The sequence below is a fragment of the Cytobacillus sp. FSL K6-0129 genome (assembly GCF_038007625.1).
GTDB classification, from domain to species: Bacteria; Bacillota; Bacilli; order Bacillales; family Cytobacillaceae; genus Cytobacillus; species Cytobacillus kochii.
Window position 1 is genome coordinate 4,685,767 of sequence record NZ_JBBOXM010000001.1, and the last position, 18,950, is coordinate 4,704,716.

Below are 18,950 nucleotides of genomic sequence, written 5' to 3' on the forward strand. Positions count from 1 at the left end.
ATATTATTGGCTAATTTGCGATGAAGTATAACGTTTGAATAAATAAAACTCCAGTAATTCATGGACTTTATTTCGTATACGAGGGTTAAAATAATTATGCTGCTCTTCATATCCTTTATAAAGAAACATGAACATTGTAAATGCTTCATCGCGCTTAATTTCTTGTACACTCAACTTTTCTTTATTCATATAGTGCTTCACGCTTCTTAATTCCTTCTGAATTACCCTCATTGTTTCATCAACTAAATTCACATAAGGTTGCTTCAACTTAAACGGACTTGCATCAATCACTTTTAAATCCCTATTAAGTATCGTAAGCACCATTGGCAAATAAATCGCTTGTTCCATAATATTCCGGTCTCGCTCAGGAATTCTTGTCATCGTAAATACTTCTCCTTTTTTTGTTATAGAACATTTGTTCTTATTATATACTACTCTCATTAAAATATTCATGCAACTGTATCCATTTTTTGTTATTTGATTTTTAGCTTGAAAGAGAGGTATGAATTACTCACAATAAAAGTGGGTAAATAAAGGGGAATATTCCTTACGTCACGAATAAAAGTGAGAAGAACCTATAGAGGAGTGAAGAGGATGAATGCAAAAAAACGAATCAAGCCGGAGGATCAATATCAACTGAAGTCGGTAACTGATCCACAATTAAGTAAGAATGGCTATGATTGTATTTATATAGAAACGACCATGTGTGAAGAAGAAAATACATATAGCTCTCATTTGTTTTACATAAATACCAATCAACCTGCAGAAACGCAACAATTAACATACGGAAAAGGGAGAAACTTGGCACCAAGATGGTCACCAGATGGGTCACAAATCGCATTTGTTTCTAATCGTAATAATGAGGTGAATCAAATATTTATGTTATCAATGAATGGAGGCGAAGCAAAACAGCTGACAAATGAACCGAATGGTGCGACCAACCCTATATGGTCACCGGATGGTAAAAGAATCGCTTTTCAATCAACTGTAGAGAAAGAGAACCTTCCAGAAAAAAACAAGGATAAACCAGAGCCGGTTGAAATAGAAAGGATGAAATATAAGTCTGACGCCAAAGGTTTATGGTCTGGTGATTATCAACATATTGGCGTAATTGATATTGCTTCAGGAGAGCGTGAATGGCTTACAACAGGAGAGCAGGATTATTATCTCCAATGCTGGTCTCCGGACAATCAATCCATCGCATTATTAGCCGATTTGGCAACAGATAAAGATCATTCCTTCAATAATGATGTTTACATATTAGATGTTGAAAGTAAGCAGATGGAGAATATGACAAAAGGAGTTGCCAGCTTCTCTCATGTATCATGGTCCCCTGATGGCAAATGTTTAGGGCTAATTGGGTCGAAGTCGACTTATAAGAATGCTTCTTTGTCCAAGATATGGACATTAGATGTATTCTCAGGAGAATTGACTTGTTTAACAGAAGAATGGGATGTACAAGTCGGTGATTATGTTGTTGCTGACTTCCATCAGTCTGCAAATGCTTCACAGATTTTATGGGCTGAGGATAGCTCGAGCTTCTATTTTCTAGCATCTGACCATGGCAATACAGTACTGTATTTTGGCACAGTTGAAGGAGCGATGTATCCCGCATTATTAGAAGAAAGGCATCATATTTATGGTGTTTCTACAGGGGGCACGATAGATAAAGCGATAGTAGCGATTAGCACACCTACTAATCCAGGAGATTTATACTTGTTGAACGTGACTAGTGGGGAAAAAACAAGACTGACAAATATTAATCAAGCGTTCTTTGAGGAGACGGCTGTTGCTGATGCAGAGGTCCTTCAATATCAATCGATAGATGGCTGGGAATTACAAGGTTGGTTAATAAAGCCGATAAATCACGAGACAAGAGAGAAGTATCCTCTTATTGTAGAGATTCATGGTGGTCCACACACGATGTATGCCAATACATATGTCCATGAGTTTCAAGTGTTAGCCGCAGAGGGCTATGCGGTGTTATATACAAATCCACGGGGCAGTCATGGATATGGACAAGCTTTTGTAGATGCTGTTAGAGGAGATTATGGTGGCAAAGATTATGAAGATATCATGACTGCTGTCGATTATGTTCTCGAATATGATGAGGAAATTGATCGTGAGAGGTTAGGGGTAACAGGCGGTAGCTACGGTGGATTTATGACAAATTGGATTGTCGGACATACAAATCGTTTTAAGGCAGCTGTTACCCAGCGCTCCATATCTAACTGGATTAGCTTTTATGGAGTAAGTGATATCGGCTATTATTTCACTGACTGGCAAATAAAAGGCCAGTTAAATGATATAGAAAAATTATGGAAACATTCACCATTAGCATTTGTGGAACAAGTAGACACCCCACTATTAATTTTACATAGTGAAAATGATTTAAGATGCCCGATTGAACAAGCAGAGCAATTTTACATTGCATTAAAACACCATAACAAACAAGCGAAGTTTATTCGTTTTCCACAAGCTAATCATGAACTCTCTAGAAGTGGTCACCCAAACTTAAGAATGAAGAGACTTCATTATATAAAAAATTGGTTTAATCAATATATTTAAAGATGCTTACCCCGGTAGTGTGATCACTTTCGGGGTATTTGGTAATATTTCGTAAGTGAAACTTTTTTCATGCTGTATCAGTCATATATAAAGGGACGGAAATATCTTTAAAAAGATGTAAAGATAATAAAGAAATGATTTAGAAAAAAGGCTGTAACGTGTATAATTCTAGTATATCTTTTAAAAGAGTTACTGTTCTGTTTATTCCAAAAGTAACAGTATCGGGATAATCTGATATAATTTACAAAAAGAAAGAAAAGAATAATAGGATGAAAGGATACATCTAAAATGAGATCTGAAAGACATCAAGGAAAGAAGAAAAAGCGGAAATTTGGCAAAATAATAAGAAATTTATTTATCATATTCTTGCTTGTTGTTGTTGCAGTAGTAGGATATTCTTACTACCAATTTAAACAAGGTCTACAAACTTCTAAAGCAGATAATGATTCAAGTGTACCAGAGCAAGTATACGAATTTAATGGTGAAAAAGATCAATACGGTGGAACGAATATTTTACTCTTAGGTAGTGACTCAAGAGGAGAAGAAAATGCACGTGCAGATACAATTATGGTTGCACATTATCAACCTGATTCAGGCACTTATAAAATGATTTCTTTTATGCGCGATATGTATGTCGATATTCCAGGACATGGTCAAAATCGTATTAATGCTGCACTTGCTTATGGAGGTCCAGAATTATTAAGGCAAACGATTAAAGAGAACTTTAACATCGACTCGCAATATTATGCAATTCTTGATTTTGAGGGGTTTGAAAAGGTCATTGATGTGGCTTTTCCAAACGGTGTAGAAATCAATGTGGAGAAAGAGATGTCTCAGAAAATCGGTGTAACATTAAAACCTGGATTACAGAAATTGGATGGCGAACACCTATTAGGATATGTCAGATTCAGAAATGACGCGGTTGGCGATTTCGGTCGAGTTGAAAGACAACAAAACGCGATTAAAGCAGTAATGAATCAATTTACTAGTTTAAATACGATAGCTAAACTACCTAAACTAGTAGGAGTTGTTACACCTTACGTCAATACCAATATGAAAACAAGTGACATCTTATATATGGGAAAAGATGTTTTAATGAATGGAAGCCCGCAAGTAGAGTCATTAAGAATTCCAGCAGATGGCACTTACCAAAATGTTAGAATCAGTGGAATGGCTGTTTTACAGGTTGATTTAGAAGCAAACAAACAAGAGTTACAGCAATTTTTAACTAACTAAAAGAAGAATATCTATGTTTTTTCGAGCGAGAGAAGGAGAGTATGGATGGATTTAGAGAGTATCAGACAGTGGCTTACACTAGAAAATATATTAGCTCTAATTGAAGAATATCGTTCATTTGGCCCTCTTCCAGGAATTCTACTACCTTTAATAGAGGCATTTTTACCTTTTCTCCCGCTTTTTTTATTCGTGATGGCTAATGCGAATGCGTTCGGATTATGGGGCGGATTTTTTTATTCTTGGATTGGCTCAGTTGCAGGAGCTTTGCTCGTTTTTTTTATCATTAGAAAATATGGCCAAGCGCGATTCTTAAGTGTAATTAAAAACCATGATAAAGTAAAAAAATTAATGGCATGGGTTGAAAAGCATGGTTTTGCACCGTTATTTTTATTACTATGCTTCCCTTTTACACCATCTGCTATTGTAAATATTGTGGCTGGCTTATCGAGAATAAGTATTGCCCAATACGCATTGGCAGTCATAGCAGGAAAAATGGTGATGATTTTTACAATGAGTTTTGTCGGGCATGATATTGCCTCACTGATTACAAAACCGACGAGAACGGCCATCGTCATCCTCATCATTGCTATTCTTTGGTATGTAGGTAAAAGAATAGAAATTAAATTAAATACAAGTGTAGAAAAAACGAAAAAATAGATAGTTTAGAGGAAAGCCCGGCAGACGTTTGCTGGGCTTTTTGAATTTTTGAATAAGAACAGAAAAAGAATAGAGCACATGCATCTATCCTGCAACAATGTTAAGCACCAAGCAGAATTCCCTGTATTTACTTTAAACACAAAAAGGAGAAAAGTGTGAGAGATGTGCTAAAATAGGAACAAAGATTCTATAGGTCGATTCACATTGAAAGTGAAGGTGAAAATACATGACAGTAAAGATGTTAATTGGTCGGTCTCAGACAGGAAAAACCGAGAAGATGGTCAGTGAGATAAAGCAACTTATGAAAGAAAATCCTGAAGGCTCACCAATTATTTATATTGTTCCAGAACAGATGACGTTTCAATCTGAATATAAATTAGCTAGTTCTAAAGGTTTAGGAGGAATGATTAGAACACAAGTTTTTTCTATCACGAGATTAGCATGGCGAGTTCTGCAAGAGACTGGTGGAATAAGCCGTTATCATTTAAGTAGTATTGGTACAAACATGCTCATTCGCAAGATTATTGAGGAACAGAAGGATGAGCTGAAAATTTTTCAAAATGCAGCTGATAAAAATGGCTTTATCCAGCAGATGGAAAGCATGTTAACAGAGTTTAAACGCTATTGTGTGAACCCTACTGAATTACAAATGCGAATAGCGCAATTACAACAGAATGATCATGAGAAAAAAGTGTTAGCAGAGAAACTGCATGATTTAGAATTGATTTATTCGAAGTTTGAAGCCGGTATATTGGATAAATACTTAGACTCGGAAGACTATTTGCAATTACTTGCTGAAAAAGCAAATGAATCGGTTTATTTGCAAAAGGCAACAGTTTATATCGACGGTTTTCATAGTTTTACACCACAGGAATACCGCGTTATTGAAGCACTTATCCGTCATTGTCCAAATATGACAATTGCCCTAACGTTAGATCAGCCGTTTGATAACGAACCACCAGATGCCCTCCATTTATTTAGGCAAACAGGTGAGACATATCAAACAATTCTAGAGATAGCTAAGCAACAAAAACATCAAGTCGAATATGAGTTACTTTCTCAAGTTCCGACAAACAAGCATGAATCATTGAGACATTTTGAAGCCAATTTTGAAGTGCGTCCTACTATCCCATTTAGTGGGGAGGCACGGGTCATGATTGCCCATGCAATGAATCGCAGAGCAGAAATTGAGGGGATTGCCCGGAAGGTTCGTGCCCTTGTTCGTGATGAAGGGTTAAGGTATAAAGATATAACCGTACTTATGAGAAACGGTCATGAATATCATGATTTAATTACAACCGTGTTTAATGATTATGAGATTCCTTTATTTATTGATAGAAAGAAGTCCATGTTACATCATCCTGTTGTCGAATTTATTCGTTCCAGTTTAGAGGTGTTAATGAGTAACTGGCGATATGAACCTGTTTTCCGTACGATAAAAACTGAAATGATTTTTCCACTTAACTATTCGTCTTCATTATTACGTGAGAAGATGGACCGGTTAGAAAATTATGTTTTATCTTATGGCATACAAGGTAGTAAATGGACAAAGAAAGAGCGCTGGAAATATCGGAGAATTCGTGGCCTTGAGATGACAAATACAGGGCAAACAGATGCAGAAAGAGACATAGAAGAAGAAGTCAACCAATTAAGAGATATCGTAGCTGCACCACTATTGAGACTTTCAAGGCGAATGAAGAAAGCGGAAACAGGCAGGGAATACGCAGAAGCCCTTTATTTATATTTAGAAGAAACAGATATCCCAGCCAAAATAGAAAAACTGCAAATAGAGACGGAAGAAAGAGGAGAGCTTGTTAGATCTCGAGAGCATAACCAAGCATGGAATGCAGTTGTTGAGCTATTGGATGAATATGTAGAAATGCTTGGTAGTGAGCAGATGACGACAGAGCGCTTTGCGACAATATTAGATGCAGGTATTGAAGCACTACAATTTAGTATTGTACCACCTGCAATGGACCAGGTAATTGCTGCTGATATGGAAAGGTCACGAGTGGCTGATATGAAAGCTGCCTTTATTATTGGTTTAAATGAAGGGGTTCTACCAGCAAAGTTTCCAGAAGAAGGTGTATTAGCAGATGATGATCGCGAGCAGTTATTGTCACTAGGAATGAAAGTAGCTCCTTCAACGAAAACGAGATTGTTAGATGAAGAGTTTTTGGCGTATAAGGCATTTGTCACACCGTCAGATTATTTATTTGTTAGCTATCCAATGGCAAACGAAGAAGGTAAGGCACTCATTCCCTCTCCATTTATAAAGAGAATACAAGATCAATTTGTACAAATAAAAGAAGAGTATTTGATGTCAGATCCAGCAGAACTAAATGAAGAAGGACAAATAGACTATATCAGTCATATTAATACAGCATTAACGTTTTTAACATCGCAATTACAATTACAGAAACGCAATTATGCCATTTATGACATGTGGTGGGATACGTATAATATTTATTTACAGAAATCAGGCTGGCAAGATATCACAAACAAGGTTTTAGCAAGTTTACATTATGAGAATAGGACAGAACAACTAGATGAAGAGATTAGTAAAGCATTGTATGGTGAAACGATTCGTGCAAGTGTATCAAGAATGGAACTTTTTCATAGCTGTCCGTTCTCACATTATGCCCAATATGGTTTGCGTTTGAGAGAACGGCAAGTCTTTCGATTAGAAGCACCTGATATTGGTGAATTATTTCATGCCGCCCTAAAATATATAACCGAAACGGTTATGCATAAGGACTTGCAATGGTCAGATATGACAAGGGAACAATGCGAATTACTTGCAAAAGAAGCCGTTGAACTACTTGCACCTAAATTACAGCATGAAATCCTCCTAAGCTCTAATCGATACTTCTATATTAAGCGAAAACTGGAGCAAATCATTAGCCGTGCATCCTTTATTATGGGAGAACATGCAAAAGCCAGTGGATTCACACCCGTCGGTTTAGAGATGAGCTTTGGACCTTCTGGTGATTGGCCATCTCTATCTTTTCCATTGAAAAATGGCAGTATGATGGAACTAGTGGGACGCATTGATCGTGTTGATCAAGCGAAAGGTGAGAAGACAGGATCGTATTTACGCATTATTGATTATAAGTCAAGTGAGAAAGACGTGAATATTAACGAGGTATATTACGGATTATCGTTACAAATGTTAACCTATTTGGATATTGTCATTGCCCATTCAGAGGAACTCATCGGTATGAAAGCTGATCCAGCGGGTGTTCTGTATTTTCATGTTCATAATCCAATGATTAACTCAAGCAAAATGCTTGGTTTAGACGAGATAGAAAAAGAGATCTTGAAAAAGTTCAAAATGAAGGGATTATTATTAGGAGAAGAAAATGTCGTACGTTTAATGGACAAGTCTTTAACAACAGGCGATTCGCCGATTATTTCTGCTGGCTTTAATAAAGATGGGTCGCTATCAAAGCGATCCAAGGTTGCTGATAAAGCGGAATTTAATTACTTGCGACAATTCGTGAGAAGTAAATATATTAAAACGGGTAACCAAATGACTGGTGGTCAAGTGGAGATATCACCATATAAATTGAAAGAACGGACGCCATGTACATTTTGTTCTTTTAAATCCATCTGTCAATTTGATGAGTCATTAGAAACGAATACATTTAGATTATTAGATGAAAAACCGAGAGATGAAGTGCTAACTCGAATAAGAGAGGAGGCAGAAAAGGATGCCTAAATCTATCATTCCACCAAAGCCTGAGAATCTTACTTGGACAGATGATCAATGGAAAGCGATCCATGCGACAAATCAAGATATTCTCGTAGCGGCAGCAGCAGGATCGGGGAAAACCGCTGTACTAGTTGAAAGAATCATTACCAAAATATTAAACACTGACAATCCCATGAATGTCGATGAGCTCCTTGTTGTCACATTTACTAATGCTTCAGCAGCAGAAATGCGTCATAGAATAGGAGAAGCGCTAGAGAAGGCAATTCAAGCGGACCCACATTCCTATCATTTACGTAAACAATTAACTTTGCTCAATAAAGCATCCATCTCAACGTTGCATTCTTTCTGCTTAGAGGTAATAAAGAAATATTATTATTTAATCAATATAGACCCAGGATTTAGAATTGCAGATGAAACAGAGGCTCAATTATTACGAGATGAAGTTTTAGATGATTTATTTGAAGAAGCTTATGGTAAAGAAGATAACGAAGCATTTTACCACTTAGTGGATACGTTCACAAACGATCGCAGTGATGTGGCGCTTCAAGATATGATTAGACAAATCTATGATTTTGCTCGAGCAAATCCGTCAATGGATGATTATTTGGACAAGATGATTGAGATGTACAATGTGACTCCTACTGTAAATATGGGCGATATTCCATTTGTCGGTTATCTCCTCTCGGATGTTCGCCTGCAATTACAAGGTGTGAGAAGTTTATTAACCCACGCACTTGAGTTAACAAAGCAACCTGGGGGACCAGCGCCAAGAGCGGACAACTTTGTAGCAGATATCCAACTAGTCGATATCTTAATACAGGCGGCTGAGCAATCTTGGGAGACATTGTATGAGGCAATGCAGTCTTATAAATTTAAAACTTTAAAGGCTTGTAAAGGGGAAGAGTTTGAGCCAGAACTAATAGAAGAGTCGAAAAAAGTGCGAGATCAAGCGAAGGATGTCTTGAAGAAACTGAAAGAAGAGCTTTTTAGCAGGAAAGCAGAATCTTTTCTAAGAGATATGTTAGAAATGAAGCCACATATTGCAGGATTAGCACAATTAGTAAAAGCATTTGCAGAGAGGTTTGCAGCAGTTAAAACAGAAAAAGGATTAGTAGACTTCGCTGATTTAGAGCATTATTGTTTGGATATTCTTGGGGTTGTTGATCAATCTAATCAATTCATTCCTACAGACGCTGCCCTTGCCTATAAAAAACAATTTAAAGAAGTGCTTGTCGATGAATACCAAGATACGAATATGGTACAAGAGGCAATTCTTCAACTAGTCACAAATGATAATGAGTTAAACGGAAACCTCTTTATGGTTGGAGATGTAAAACAATCGATTTATCGTTTCCGATTAGCAGAACCGAACTTATTTTTAAACAAATATAATCGGTTCACGACTGACGGTGAATCAACTGGTTTACGCATTGATCTGGCGCGGAATTTTCGCAGTAGAAAAGAAGTCCTACATGGCACCAATTTTATCTTTAAGCAAATTATGGGAGAAAATGTAGGGGAGATTGTTTATGATGAAGCAGCTGAACTTGTTCCTGGAGCTGCTTATCCTGAAGAAGTGAAGCACCCCATTGAGTTATCGATGATTGATCTTGAAGATGAAGATCATACGGAACAACCTGATTCGTTTGAGGAGGAAGAGCTCGCGCAATCACAATTAGAAGCAAGACTCATAGCAAAGAAAATTAGAGAATTAATGGCTAGCCATAAACAAGTGTATAATGCAAAGCTTAAGCAAGAGCAACCGATGAAGTATCGAGATGTTGTGATTTTATTGCGTTCAATGACATGGGCACCACAAATGATAGAGGAATTAAAACAGCAAGGTATTCCTGTTTATGCTGATCTTTCACAAGGCTATTTTGATGCTACCGAAGTTTCCATTATGATGTCACTCTTAAAAGTGATAGATAATCCATATCAAGATATTCCATTAGCTGCTGTATTACGTTCGCCAATTGTTGGTCTAACAGAGAATCAATTAGCGACCATAAGAGTTCCTCATCAAACTGGTGCTTATTATGAAGCGGTTCAACAATTTTGTTCTGAAGTTCAAACAGGAGCTAAGGTTGCCATTTATGACAAGCTAAAGCCGTTTTTATTGCAGTTAGAAAATTGGCGACAAAAAGCCAGACAAGGTGCTTTATCTGATTTGATTTGGCAATTATATAGAGAAACACGATTTTATGATTTTGCAGGTGGGATGCCTGGTGGAAAACAACGCCAAGCTAATTTGCGCGCCTTATATGATCGGGCAAGACAATATGAAGCTACATCATTTAGAGGATTGTTTAGATTTTTGCGCTTTATTGAAAGAATGAGAGAAAGAGGAGACGATTTAGGGGCTGCCCGTGCCTTAGGAGAACAGGAAGATGTAGTACGTATCATGACTATTCATAAAAGTAAAGGGTTAGAGTTTCCTTTTGTCTTTATGCCAGGGCTAGCACGAAACTTTAATACGATGGATTTGAAGAAGTCTTTCTTGCTAGATAAGGATCTGGGGTTAGCATATAAATATGTGAATGCAAATAAACGGATTTCTCTTGCTTCGTTACCGCAGCTTGCCTTCAAACGTAAGAAAAAAATGGAGATGCTTGCTGAAGAAATGCGAGTGCTTTATGTTGCTTTGACAAGAGCGAAGGAAAAGCTTTTCTTGATTGCTTCACCGAAAAATATGGCTAAGAAGTTGAAGGATTGGCAAAGGGTGTCGAGGAAGTCAGACTGGCTACTTGATGATTTTACTCGTGCTCAAAGTACAAGCTATTTAGACTGGATCGCACCTGCTATCATCCGACATCAAGATAGCGCAACTTTAGATACTAGTTTGAGTCCGGTAGTAGCAGCAATTCATAACCATCCATCTAGTTGGGAAGTTCAAATTGTTGCAAAAGAAGAAGCGAAGGCGGTTATTGATGAAAATCAAAATGAATCTGACCTTCTCTTAGAAAAAGTACAGCAGGGAGAAAGAGTCGATAAAAAATCTCGTTATTATGAAACGATTAAGCATCGTCTGGAATGGTCATATCCTTATCAATCAGCAATGAAATCAAGATCGAAACAGTCAGTTTCTGAAATAAAAAGGCAAAAAGAAATCTTTTCTCAAGAGGAAAGTGGGCAAGAATTAGTTAAAGGGTTTAAAAAGCCAATTTTAAATCGACCGTTATTCATGCAAGAAAAGTCCATTACACCTGCTGAAAGAGGAACGGCCTTGCATACAGTGATGCAACACTTAGACTTACATGATCCAACAGATGAAAAGCATATAACGGAAAAAGTAGAACATCTAGTGAGAAAAGAGCTGTTAACAGCTGAGCAAGCTACGGTCATTGACCCAGCTTTGATTGTTGACTTCCTTGAAAGTGAGCTAGCTGAGCGTATGAGAAAAGCAATAACTTTGCAAAGAGAAGTACCGTTTAACCTTGCTTTGCCAGCTAGTGAAGTTTACTCCCATTGGGATCAAGCAGAAGATACGGTATTAGTACAAGGAATAATTGACTGTTTGTTTGAGGATCATAAGGGCCTTGTTATCGTGGATTACAAATCAGATCGCATTACCGATCGTTTTAGAGGCGGAATTGATGAGGCAGCGCCAATTTTAATTGATAGATACCGAGTTCAAATTGATTTATACACGAAAGCGGTCGAACAGATAACAAAAAGGAAAGTCGCACAAAAGTACCTTTATTTCTTTGATGGCGGTTATTTTTTGGAAATATAAAAAGAGGGCAGTTGCCCTCTTTTTAGTGTATTCTTATAAGTTGCCTACAGTTGGCTGATCCAATAGGTTTGCATCTAATACATTACTTGCACTGAGCCCGTTGTTTGTCATTATAAATCCACCAGTGTTCAAAGTTCCAGAGCCAGTAGTGGATTTAGAGTTACTTTTTGGTGATATATAAAGTGAATCGCCGAATTGAACAATACCACCTGAAACATTGATTATCTGGACAGGGCCGATAATTGCCGGCATAATAAACACCCTTTATTCTTCGTTTTTCACAAATTGTCTAAAATGTTTCACACGAGATTCCATACTAATATCTTTCGTATTGCCAATATGAAGGACTGAGCTTGATGAAACGCCTAAAATATCTATATTCTTAACTTTAATAATGGGTTTATGTTGAATATAGTGAGTTTGGATATTTTCAGTTATTTTCGGAATAATTAATTCTTCTCTATAGAGGTCATAAGCGTTGTAATTACCTTCTTTACCATAAAAGATTTCAGCGTCTCGCTGCAGTGCCAATGCCTTGGAATAACCTTGGATATAAGAAGTATCGCCGATTTCGAAAATGGAGGAGAAGCCAAATGTGTCCACCTTAATCTGGTCTACAACTGATGTTCTTTTAAACATGTAATTACTCCGGTGTTAGTGGTACAAAGGGACCGATAATTAGTGATTCAGGTGGTGTATCAAAGGTAGAGGCAAGCTGTATCGTTTCCGCATCACCGACAAGAAATATGGATGAACTTGACACACCAATTATCCGCACATCTCCCACGCATAACTCGCGGTTATATACTTGGAAATTCATTCTTTTTTCATCTCCTTCATATTCTCCGGTAAATGACTAAGGAAGGCATAGACACCATTTCGTATTTCCGTTTTTAATGCTTCAATCACTTTTGTTTTCTCTTCCTGGCTGTCTAGATTACGATTAGACTGCTGTTTCAAATAGTAGTCTACACGACTAGAAAGCTGCTTTTTAATATCCTCTTTAATAAATTCTACATAGGAGCTATCCTTTGGCATTTTTAAGTTTGCTTCTGCTTCTTCAACAATTTGTGGGAGCTCCCCTTCTATAAAAGTTAATAGTGCCGTTTCTATTTCCATATTTCTTTTAAACAAATTTTTGGGAGAATAAGGTGTTTGTAATTCTTTTTGATCGACAGAGAAATCATCAATATCTTGCAAATCTGATGGATTTAAGCCAATGTTTAATGTCCCTTCCAATGTCTCTACTTTTAACTGGTCAAATTTATATTCGATCCGGTCGATATGAATAGGCTGACGATCATTTTGTGCCATTTCTTCCTTCATTTTTTTCATTGAAGATTCAAGCTTTTGAATTCGCTGTTCTTGCATTTGTACATAAGCTTGTAATTGTTGAAAATACGTGTAAAGATCTTGACTCATCCTAAAATCGCCGCCTTTCCAATCTTATTATGGTTTCGATGGAGCAGTTAAGGGAACGAGTGGTGTCCCTACTGTTGTTCCTGGGGCAATTGGCGTTTCTTCATATTCTGGTGCAGGTTCGGTAAACCCTCCCGTATTATACAAGTGGGAGGATGGTTTAATAATACCTGCACTGCCAATTTGAAATACGGAAGAGTTTGAGACCCCGCCGATTTTAATTAGCTGAATAGAAATAGATTGTTGAATATAATAATTATTCATCGCTCATCACCTTAAAGTTATGCATTAAAGTAGTTACCTTGGTCAACGCTATCGTTATCATATGTGTTGGTTGTGCTATTGTAGTTAACAACATCTAATCCATCCCCTGTATTAAAAGAACCGGCTCCAGAAAACGTTTTGGCATTAGAGAGGGGCATTACCTTATAAATATCACCAATGTTAAAGACGGAACTACTTCCTATAGAAATTACTTGAACAGCTCCAACAATTGCTGGCATATAAACACCCTTTGCATACACAGAAGTTTTGAAAACGGGCGAATGCCCTAATTATCTATTTATCATTATCCTATGTGTCTAGTGTAATAGTGTGAAGAAACTTTATGATTAAGGGTGAAAAATATAGATGTCAGACTGTTGAAATGCTAAAATAATTATAATCAGAAAATTTTAATTATTTTAGCGAGGAGTGATTTACCGTGAAGGTACCATTAATATTAACTGAATTTCTAGATCGTGCGGTAAGGTTATATGGAGATAAAGAAGCAATATATGGTGATACGCTCACACTTACATATAATCAATTGAATAAAAGGGTGAATCAATTATCACATGGGCTAGAAAGCATTGGTGTACAAAAGGGAGACCGTGTCGCTTATTTAGCGCCAAATACTGTGGAAATGCTTGAAGGGTTTTATGGTGTATATCAATTAAATGCAATTATGGTTCCACTTAATATCCGCCTGCAGCCAAATGATTACGTTTTCATATTAAATCATAGTGAATCAAAAGTACTTTTCGTTGATCAAGAACTGTATAGATTGATACAACCAATTAAAGATCAGTTAGTAACAGTAGAAACGATTATTGTTCATGATATGGATGGTGATACAACTGAAATTGGTTATGACAATTGGTTAGCATCTTTTCCTGAAGAAAGTTTTTGTAGAGAAGAAATAGACGAAGAGGATGTATGTTCTTTGTTATATACGAGTGGAACAACAGGAGACCCAAAAGGTGTGATGCTTACTCATCGTAACAACTACTTACATGCATTAAGTACGATGCATCATTTGCGGGTGAGTGATCAAGATACACTTATTCATGTACTGCCGATGTTTCATGTTAACGGCTGGGGTTCGCCATTTTATTATACAGCGAATGGGGCAAAACAACTTTGTCTGCGTAAAACGACACCAGAAGTCATCTTTCAAGCAATGGAGAAATATAAAGTGTCTATCGTTCATATGGCACCGACTGTATTGAATAGCTTAATGCAATACTATGATCAGTATCAAACGAAGTTCTCACATCCTATTCGCGTAGTGATTGCAGGTTCTGCCCCGCCACCTGCTTTTGTTTCTAAAGTGGAAGCTGAGATGGGCTGGGACTTTATCCAGGTATATGGGATGACCGAATCTTCACCACTAAGCACGATATCACAAATCAGATCTCATATCCAAATGAATGAAAAAGAAACATATAGAATGAAGGCAAAAGCCGGTTATCAAATGATTGGTTCTCAAGTGAAAGTTGTGGATGAATATGGTGCAGAAGTTGCAAGTAATAGCAAAGATATTGGCGAAGTGGTTGTGCGTAGTCACGGGGTAATGAAAGGTTACTGGAAAAATGAAAAAGCAACGGCAGAAACGATTCGTGATGGCTGGCTACATACTGGTGATATGGGGACAGTTGATCAATATGGCAACATAGACATTGTGGATCGTAAGAAAGATATTATTATTTCCGGTGGTGAAAATATTTCTTCAATAGAAATTGAAGGTGTATTATACGAACATCCTGCCATTTTGGAAGCAGCTGTTATTGCCGTACCACATGAGAAATGGGGAGAAACCCCACATGCCTTTATTGTTTTAAAGGAAGGGATGGACGGGGTGAACGAAAAAGATATTATTGCTTTTACTCGTGAAAATATGGCTCATTTTAAAGCGATAACTAGCGTAACATTTACAAACGAACTACCAAAAACAGCTTCAGGAAAAATCCAAAAAATTCATTTACGTAACGATTATTGGGCTACAAGTGGGAAAGACGGTAGATATGTTAATTGAAAAATTTGTTTGAAGCGAGAGCGCATGTTTTTTGGATTTATTTGATAATGAGAAGTATGGGCATATCTTTTAAGGTAAAGATATGCTTTTTTTCATGTTCGGTAATGTACGTTAAGAAACTGCAAAAAAATAGTAAGAGAAAATGATTAAATTGATAGTAGATAATATGCTATATTAAGGTAGTGTGTTGATGAATATTGGAATTAAAGGAAGAAATAGGTTAACTGTTTTCAGGTGGCTCTACTTTTATTCTCTCATCAGATTCTATATAGAAATAAGTGACCAGTTAACAAATTAAAGACCGGCAGTCGGAATAGACTGGGAAAAAGAGAAGGAGGTAAAAGGAACGACTTAGTTCAATTGTAAAAACAATTTCTTAGGAGGAAGTTATGCAATCGCTTAACGAAAACAGAAGAATTCATTCCATCGATGCAATGAGGGGATTCGCTTTATTTGGTATTTTAATAGTCAATTTTTTATCTTTCCATTCACCATATACGCATATAGATCCGTTTAATTATTGGGATAAAGCAGGGGATAGTACGGTTTTTCCTATTATTGATGTATTTTTTCAAGCGAGTTTTTATCCGTTATTTTCTTTATTATTTGGCTATGGTGTCATGATTCTAAAAGAAAGGGCAGAGTTAAAAGGCGTTCATAGTCCATTATTACTCGCAAGAAGATTTCTATTTTTATTTATCATCGGATTATGTCACGCATTATTCATTTGGCATGGAGATATTTTAGTTACTTATGCTATCGCAGGATTTGCTCTTATTTTATTCATAGAACTGTCAGGGAAACTGTTAATCTTACTTGGTCTACTCATTTATATCATTCCAAATCTACTCTTAGTTGGGATATTACTTCTTACGTTATTCATAGAACCAGATCTTTCGGCGATGATGACGACATCTGTTGCTGACATTGTTCAGGTGTATCAATCAGGCACATGGCTAGAAATCGTACGTCAGAATATAGATGACTGGTTAATGAATAATAATTTGGCCACAATGCCCATTTTAATGATTAGTATTTTACCATTGTTTTTAATTGGAGCAGGGCTACGAAAGCTTCAAGTGGTTGAAAAACTTGAACAAAGACGGATGACAGCGATTGTTCTCATGATTGTATTTCTTACTACTGGATACCTTATTAAACTATTACCATATTTCATTAGTACTAATTTAGCAATGCAATATATACAAGATATCTTTGGGGGCCCATTGGTAGCGGTTGGGTATAGCCTACTCATCCTTGTGCTCGTTAATAGCAAGATAGGGATAATCACAAAACCTTTACAAACAATCGGGCGCTTGTCTATGACGAATTATTTAATGCAATCCATTGTGGCTACATGTTTATTTTATAGTTATGGGTTTGGATTGTATGGCAATGTATCATTGCTGACAGGAACAATGATTGCCATTATATTATACGTATGTCAAATTCTATTCAGCATAATATGGATGAAATATTTTGTATATGGCCCATTTGAATGGTGCTGGAGATGGTTCACTTATTGGCAAAAGCCGTCTACATTTAAAAGAATTCAAAAGTAAGAGTCATCTATTATTCACAATCATTTGCTAACATTTCAGTTAATTTACGCTATACTTATTTAAAAAGGGGTGTAGAGTGTGAAGTACATAACATATGAATACAATAATAAACAAGCTTACGGCGTACTTGTGAAAGAAGAAAAAATGGTCTTACCTTTGCAGGAGGCTGCACAAAACAAAGGGGTACCTTTGCCAGAAGATTTAGTGGATGCCATCGGACATGAAAAATGGAGCGACACATTCATACAGGAATTAATAAGCGATGAAAGTGAATCTACCCTGTTGATAGCCTTAGAAGACATTCAATTAAAAGCACCAATTCCAAGGCCGAAAAAGAATGTTTTCTGTGTAGGGAAAAACTATGCAGAACATGCAATTGAAATGGGAAGTTCAGCAGATATTCCTAAAGAAATGATTGTCTTTACGAAGTCACCTACAACAGTAGCTGCTCCAGACGAAGAAATCCCTCATTATCAACAACTAACAGAAATGTTAGATTATGAAGGAGAAGTAGGAGTAATTATCGGTAAAAAAGGCAAAGAGATAGAAGAAGCGGAAGCGTTAGATTATGTGTTTGGTTATACGATTATTAATGATATAACAGCAAGAGATATACAATCTAAACATAAGCAATACTTTTTAGGGAAAAGCTTGGATCAATCATGTCCGATAGGTCCGTGGATTGTAGGGAAAGAAGAGTTAACAAATCCTAATGATTTGCGTATTACGACTAAGGTCAATGGAGAAGTAAGACAAGATTCTCATACTTCAAAATTTATCTTTCCTATCGAGAAGATTATTCACATCCTTTCAAAAGGGATGACGCTAGAACCAGGAGATATTATTGCCACAGGTACACCTGCTGGCGTTGGTAATGGCTTTAAACCACCACGTTTTCTAAAGCCAGGTGATCATATTGAAATCACAGTTGAAGGTGTAGGGCAGTTATCTAATACAATAATGAGTATTAATTAATCATTATTGTAAAGATTGATAGTAATCTTTAGGCTTTATCTATTTGATTATGGTATGATGTAAACGAATTATTCTCTAAGGATAAGAGAATAAGAAATTTAAGGGGGTTCTAATGTGACACATGCACATTTAACAACATGGATCGTTGCCTTTATTCTATTCTTTGTTGCCTTATCATTGCAGAAAAATGGCAAAGATAAAGTGGTACATATGATTCTAAGATTATTTTACTTATTAATCATTGCCACAGGTGTAGGTATGCTTTTCTCAATTAGTAATATTGATATTATGTATGTATTGAAAGCGCTTGTTGGCCTATGGATTATCTCTATGTGGGAAATGATCTTAATTCGTAATAAAAAGGGCAAAAGAACAACCATTTTATGGGTACAATTAATTGTCGCTTTTTTACTTGTCCTTTATTTAGGCTTAAGTTTGCCATTAGGATTCAAACCATTTATGTAGGTGAAAAGACTCTATTGAAAGCTGCTAAAATTAGCAGCTTTTTTCTTTTTTTCGTGTCATTATATCACCTTTTATGGTATTTTTAGTCTGATAGTACTATATTAACTTTCTTGTTTTGGGCATTTAATACTATATGAAACGAAGTTGCGCTACCTGACACAGTCCCTATTATTAAAGGGTATGGTCAACATTGTACGGATGAGAACCTCCATGATTGATCATGAAGTAAAAGATGAGGGCGGTTATTCAATTAAATGAGAATAAACCGATAAAAGAATTGTGAGTGTTAGAGGAAAGACCTTTTTATTATCGTCAAAGATA

The 18,950-nt window shown here is 36.6% G+C and carries 16 protein-coding genes; 9 read left to right on the forward strand and 7 right to left on the reverse strand.

Annotated features, from left to right (window positions below):
- Window positions 1-3 precede the first annotated feature (3 nt).
- Window positions 4-381, reverse strand: coding sequence for a hypothetical protein (locus MHI57_RS23650; RefSeq protein WP_095369860.1), 378 nt, complete (start codon window positions 379-381; stop codon window positions 4-6).
- Between the two features lie 213 nt (window positions 382-594).
- Here MHI57_RS23650 and MHI57_RS23655 point away from each other — a divergent pair, with 213 nt between their 5' ends.
- The 5 genes from MHI57_RS23655 (at window position 595) to addA (ending at window position 11,912) form a co-directional block, all read left to right on the forward strand.
- Window positions 595-2,568 carry a S9 family peptidase gene (locus tag MHI57_RS23655; RefSeq protein ID WP_340978408.1) on the forward strand — a complete coding sequence of 658 codons (1,974 nt, stop codon included), beginning with the start codon at window positions 595-597 and terminating at the stop codon, window positions 2,566-2,568.
- 288 nt (window positions 2,569-2,856) lie between these two features.
- On the forward strand, window positions 2,857-3,804 hold the full coding sequence (locus MHI57_RS23660; protein ID WP_095369858.1) for an LCP family protein: 948 nt from the start codon (window positions 2,857-2,859) through the stop codon (window positions 3,802-3,804).
- A 45-nt stretch (window positions 3,805-3,849) separates the two neighbouring features.
- On the forward strand, window positions 3,850-4,461 hold the full coding sequence (locus tag MHI57_RS23665) for a TVP38/TMEM64 family protein (RefSeq protein ID WP_095369857.1): 612 nt from the start codon (window positions 3,850-3,852) through the stop codon (window positions 4,459-4,461).
- A gap of 226 nt (window positions 4,462-4,687) precedes the next feature.
- Complete coding sequence (gene addB / locus MHI57_RS23670) at window positions 4,688-8,182, forward strand: helicase-exonuclease AddAB subunit AddB (protein ID WP_340978411.1); 3,495 nt, start codon at window positions 4,688-4,690, stop codon at window positions 8,180-8,182.
- Window positions 8,175-11,912 (forward strand): helicase-exonuclease AddAB subunit AddA, encoded by a 3,738-nt coding sequence (gene addA / locus MHI57_RS23675; protein WP_340978413.1) that lies wholly within the window; start codon window positions 8,175-8,177, stop codon window positions 11,910-11,912. Before addB ends, addA begins: the two co-directional genes overlap by 8 nt.
- A gap of 33 nt (window positions 11,913-11,945) precedes the next feature.
- On the opposite strand, the gene MHI57_RS23680 is transcribed toward addA, so the two are convergent.
- The 6 genes from MHI57_RS23680 to MHI57_RS23705 are packed head-to-tail and all read right to left on the reverse strand — an operon-like array spanning window position 11,946 to window position 13,834.
- Window positions 11,946-12,164, reverse strand: a complete 219-nt coding sequence (locus MHI57_RS23680; RefSeq protein WP_095369854.1) for a spore germination protein — start codon at window positions 12,162-12,164, stop codon at window positions 11,946-11,948.
- 12 nt (window positions 12,165-12,176) lie between these two features.
- Window positions 12,177-12,551 (reverse strand): spore germination protein GerPE, encoded by a 375-nt coding sequence (locus tag MHI57_RS23685; RefSeq protein WP_340978415.1) that lies wholly within the window; start codon window positions 12,549-12,551, stop codon window positions 12,177-12,179.
- Window positions 12,552-12,555: 4 nt separating this feature from the next.
- Complete coding sequence (locus MHI57_RS23690) at window positions 12,556-12,732, reverse strand: spore gernimation protein GerPD (RefSeq protein ID WP_095369852.1); 177 nt, start codon at window positions 12,730-12,732, stop codon at window positions 12,556-12,558.
- Window positions 12,729-13,334, reverse strand: coding sequence for a spore germination protein GerPC (gene gerPC / locus MHI57_RS23695; protein WP_322909149.1), 606 nt, complete (start codon window positions 13,332-13,334; stop codon window positions 12,729-12,731). The genes MHI57_RS23690 and gerPC overlap by 4 nt, the downstream gene beginning before the upstream one ends.
- A 27-nt stretch (window positions 13,335-13,361) precedes the next feature.
- Complete coding sequence (locus tag MHI57_RS23700) at window positions 13,362-13,595, reverse strand: spore germination protein GerPB (protein WP_095369850.1); 234 nt, start codon at window positions 13,593-13,595, stop codon at window positions 13,362-13,364.
- Window positions 13,596-13,612: 17 nt separating this feature from the next.
- On the reverse strand, window positions 13,613-13,834 hold the full coding sequence (locus MHI57_RS23705) for a spore germination protein (RefSeq protein WP_095369849.1): 222 nt from the start codon (window positions 13,832-13,834) through the stop codon (window positions 13,613-13,615).
- A 200-nt stretch (window positions 13,835-14,034) separates the two neighbouring features.
- On the opposite strand from MHI57_RS23705, the gene MHI57_RS23710 reads away from it, so the two are divergent.
- The 4 genes from MHI57_RS23710 (at window position 14,035) to MHI57_RS23725 (ending at window position 18,629) form a co-directional block, all read left to right on the forward strand.
- The gene (locus tag MHI57_RS23710; protein WP_340978421.1) at window positions 14,035-15,627 is read left to right on the forward strand and encodes a long-chain-fatty-acid--CoA ligase; all 1,593 of its coding nucleotides are present in this window, start codon (window positions 14,035-14,037) and stop codon (window positions 15,625-15,627) included.
- A 389-nt stretch (window positions 15,628-16,016) separates the two neighbouring features.
- On the forward strand, window positions 16,017-17,189 hold the full coding sequence (locus MHI57_RS23715) for a DUF418 domain-containing protein (RefSeq protein ID WP_328198728.1): 1,173 nt from the start codon (window positions 16,017-16,019) through the stop codon (window positions 17,187-17,189).
- 78 nt (window positions 17,190-17,267) lie between these two features.
- Entirely contained in the window at window positions 17,268-18,164 is an 897-nt protein-coding gene (locus MHI57_RS23720; protein ID WP_233435271.1) for a fumarylacetoacetate hydrolase family protein, read from the forward strand.
- A 114-nt stretch (window positions 18,165-18,278) separates the two neighbouring features.
- Window positions 18,279-18,629, forward strand: a complete 351-nt coding sequence (locus MHI57_RS23725; RefSeq protein ID WP_322909152.1) for a YisL family protein — start codon at window positions 18,279-18,281, stop codon at window positions 18,627-18,629.
- Window positions 18,630-18,950 lie beyond the last annotated feature (321 nt).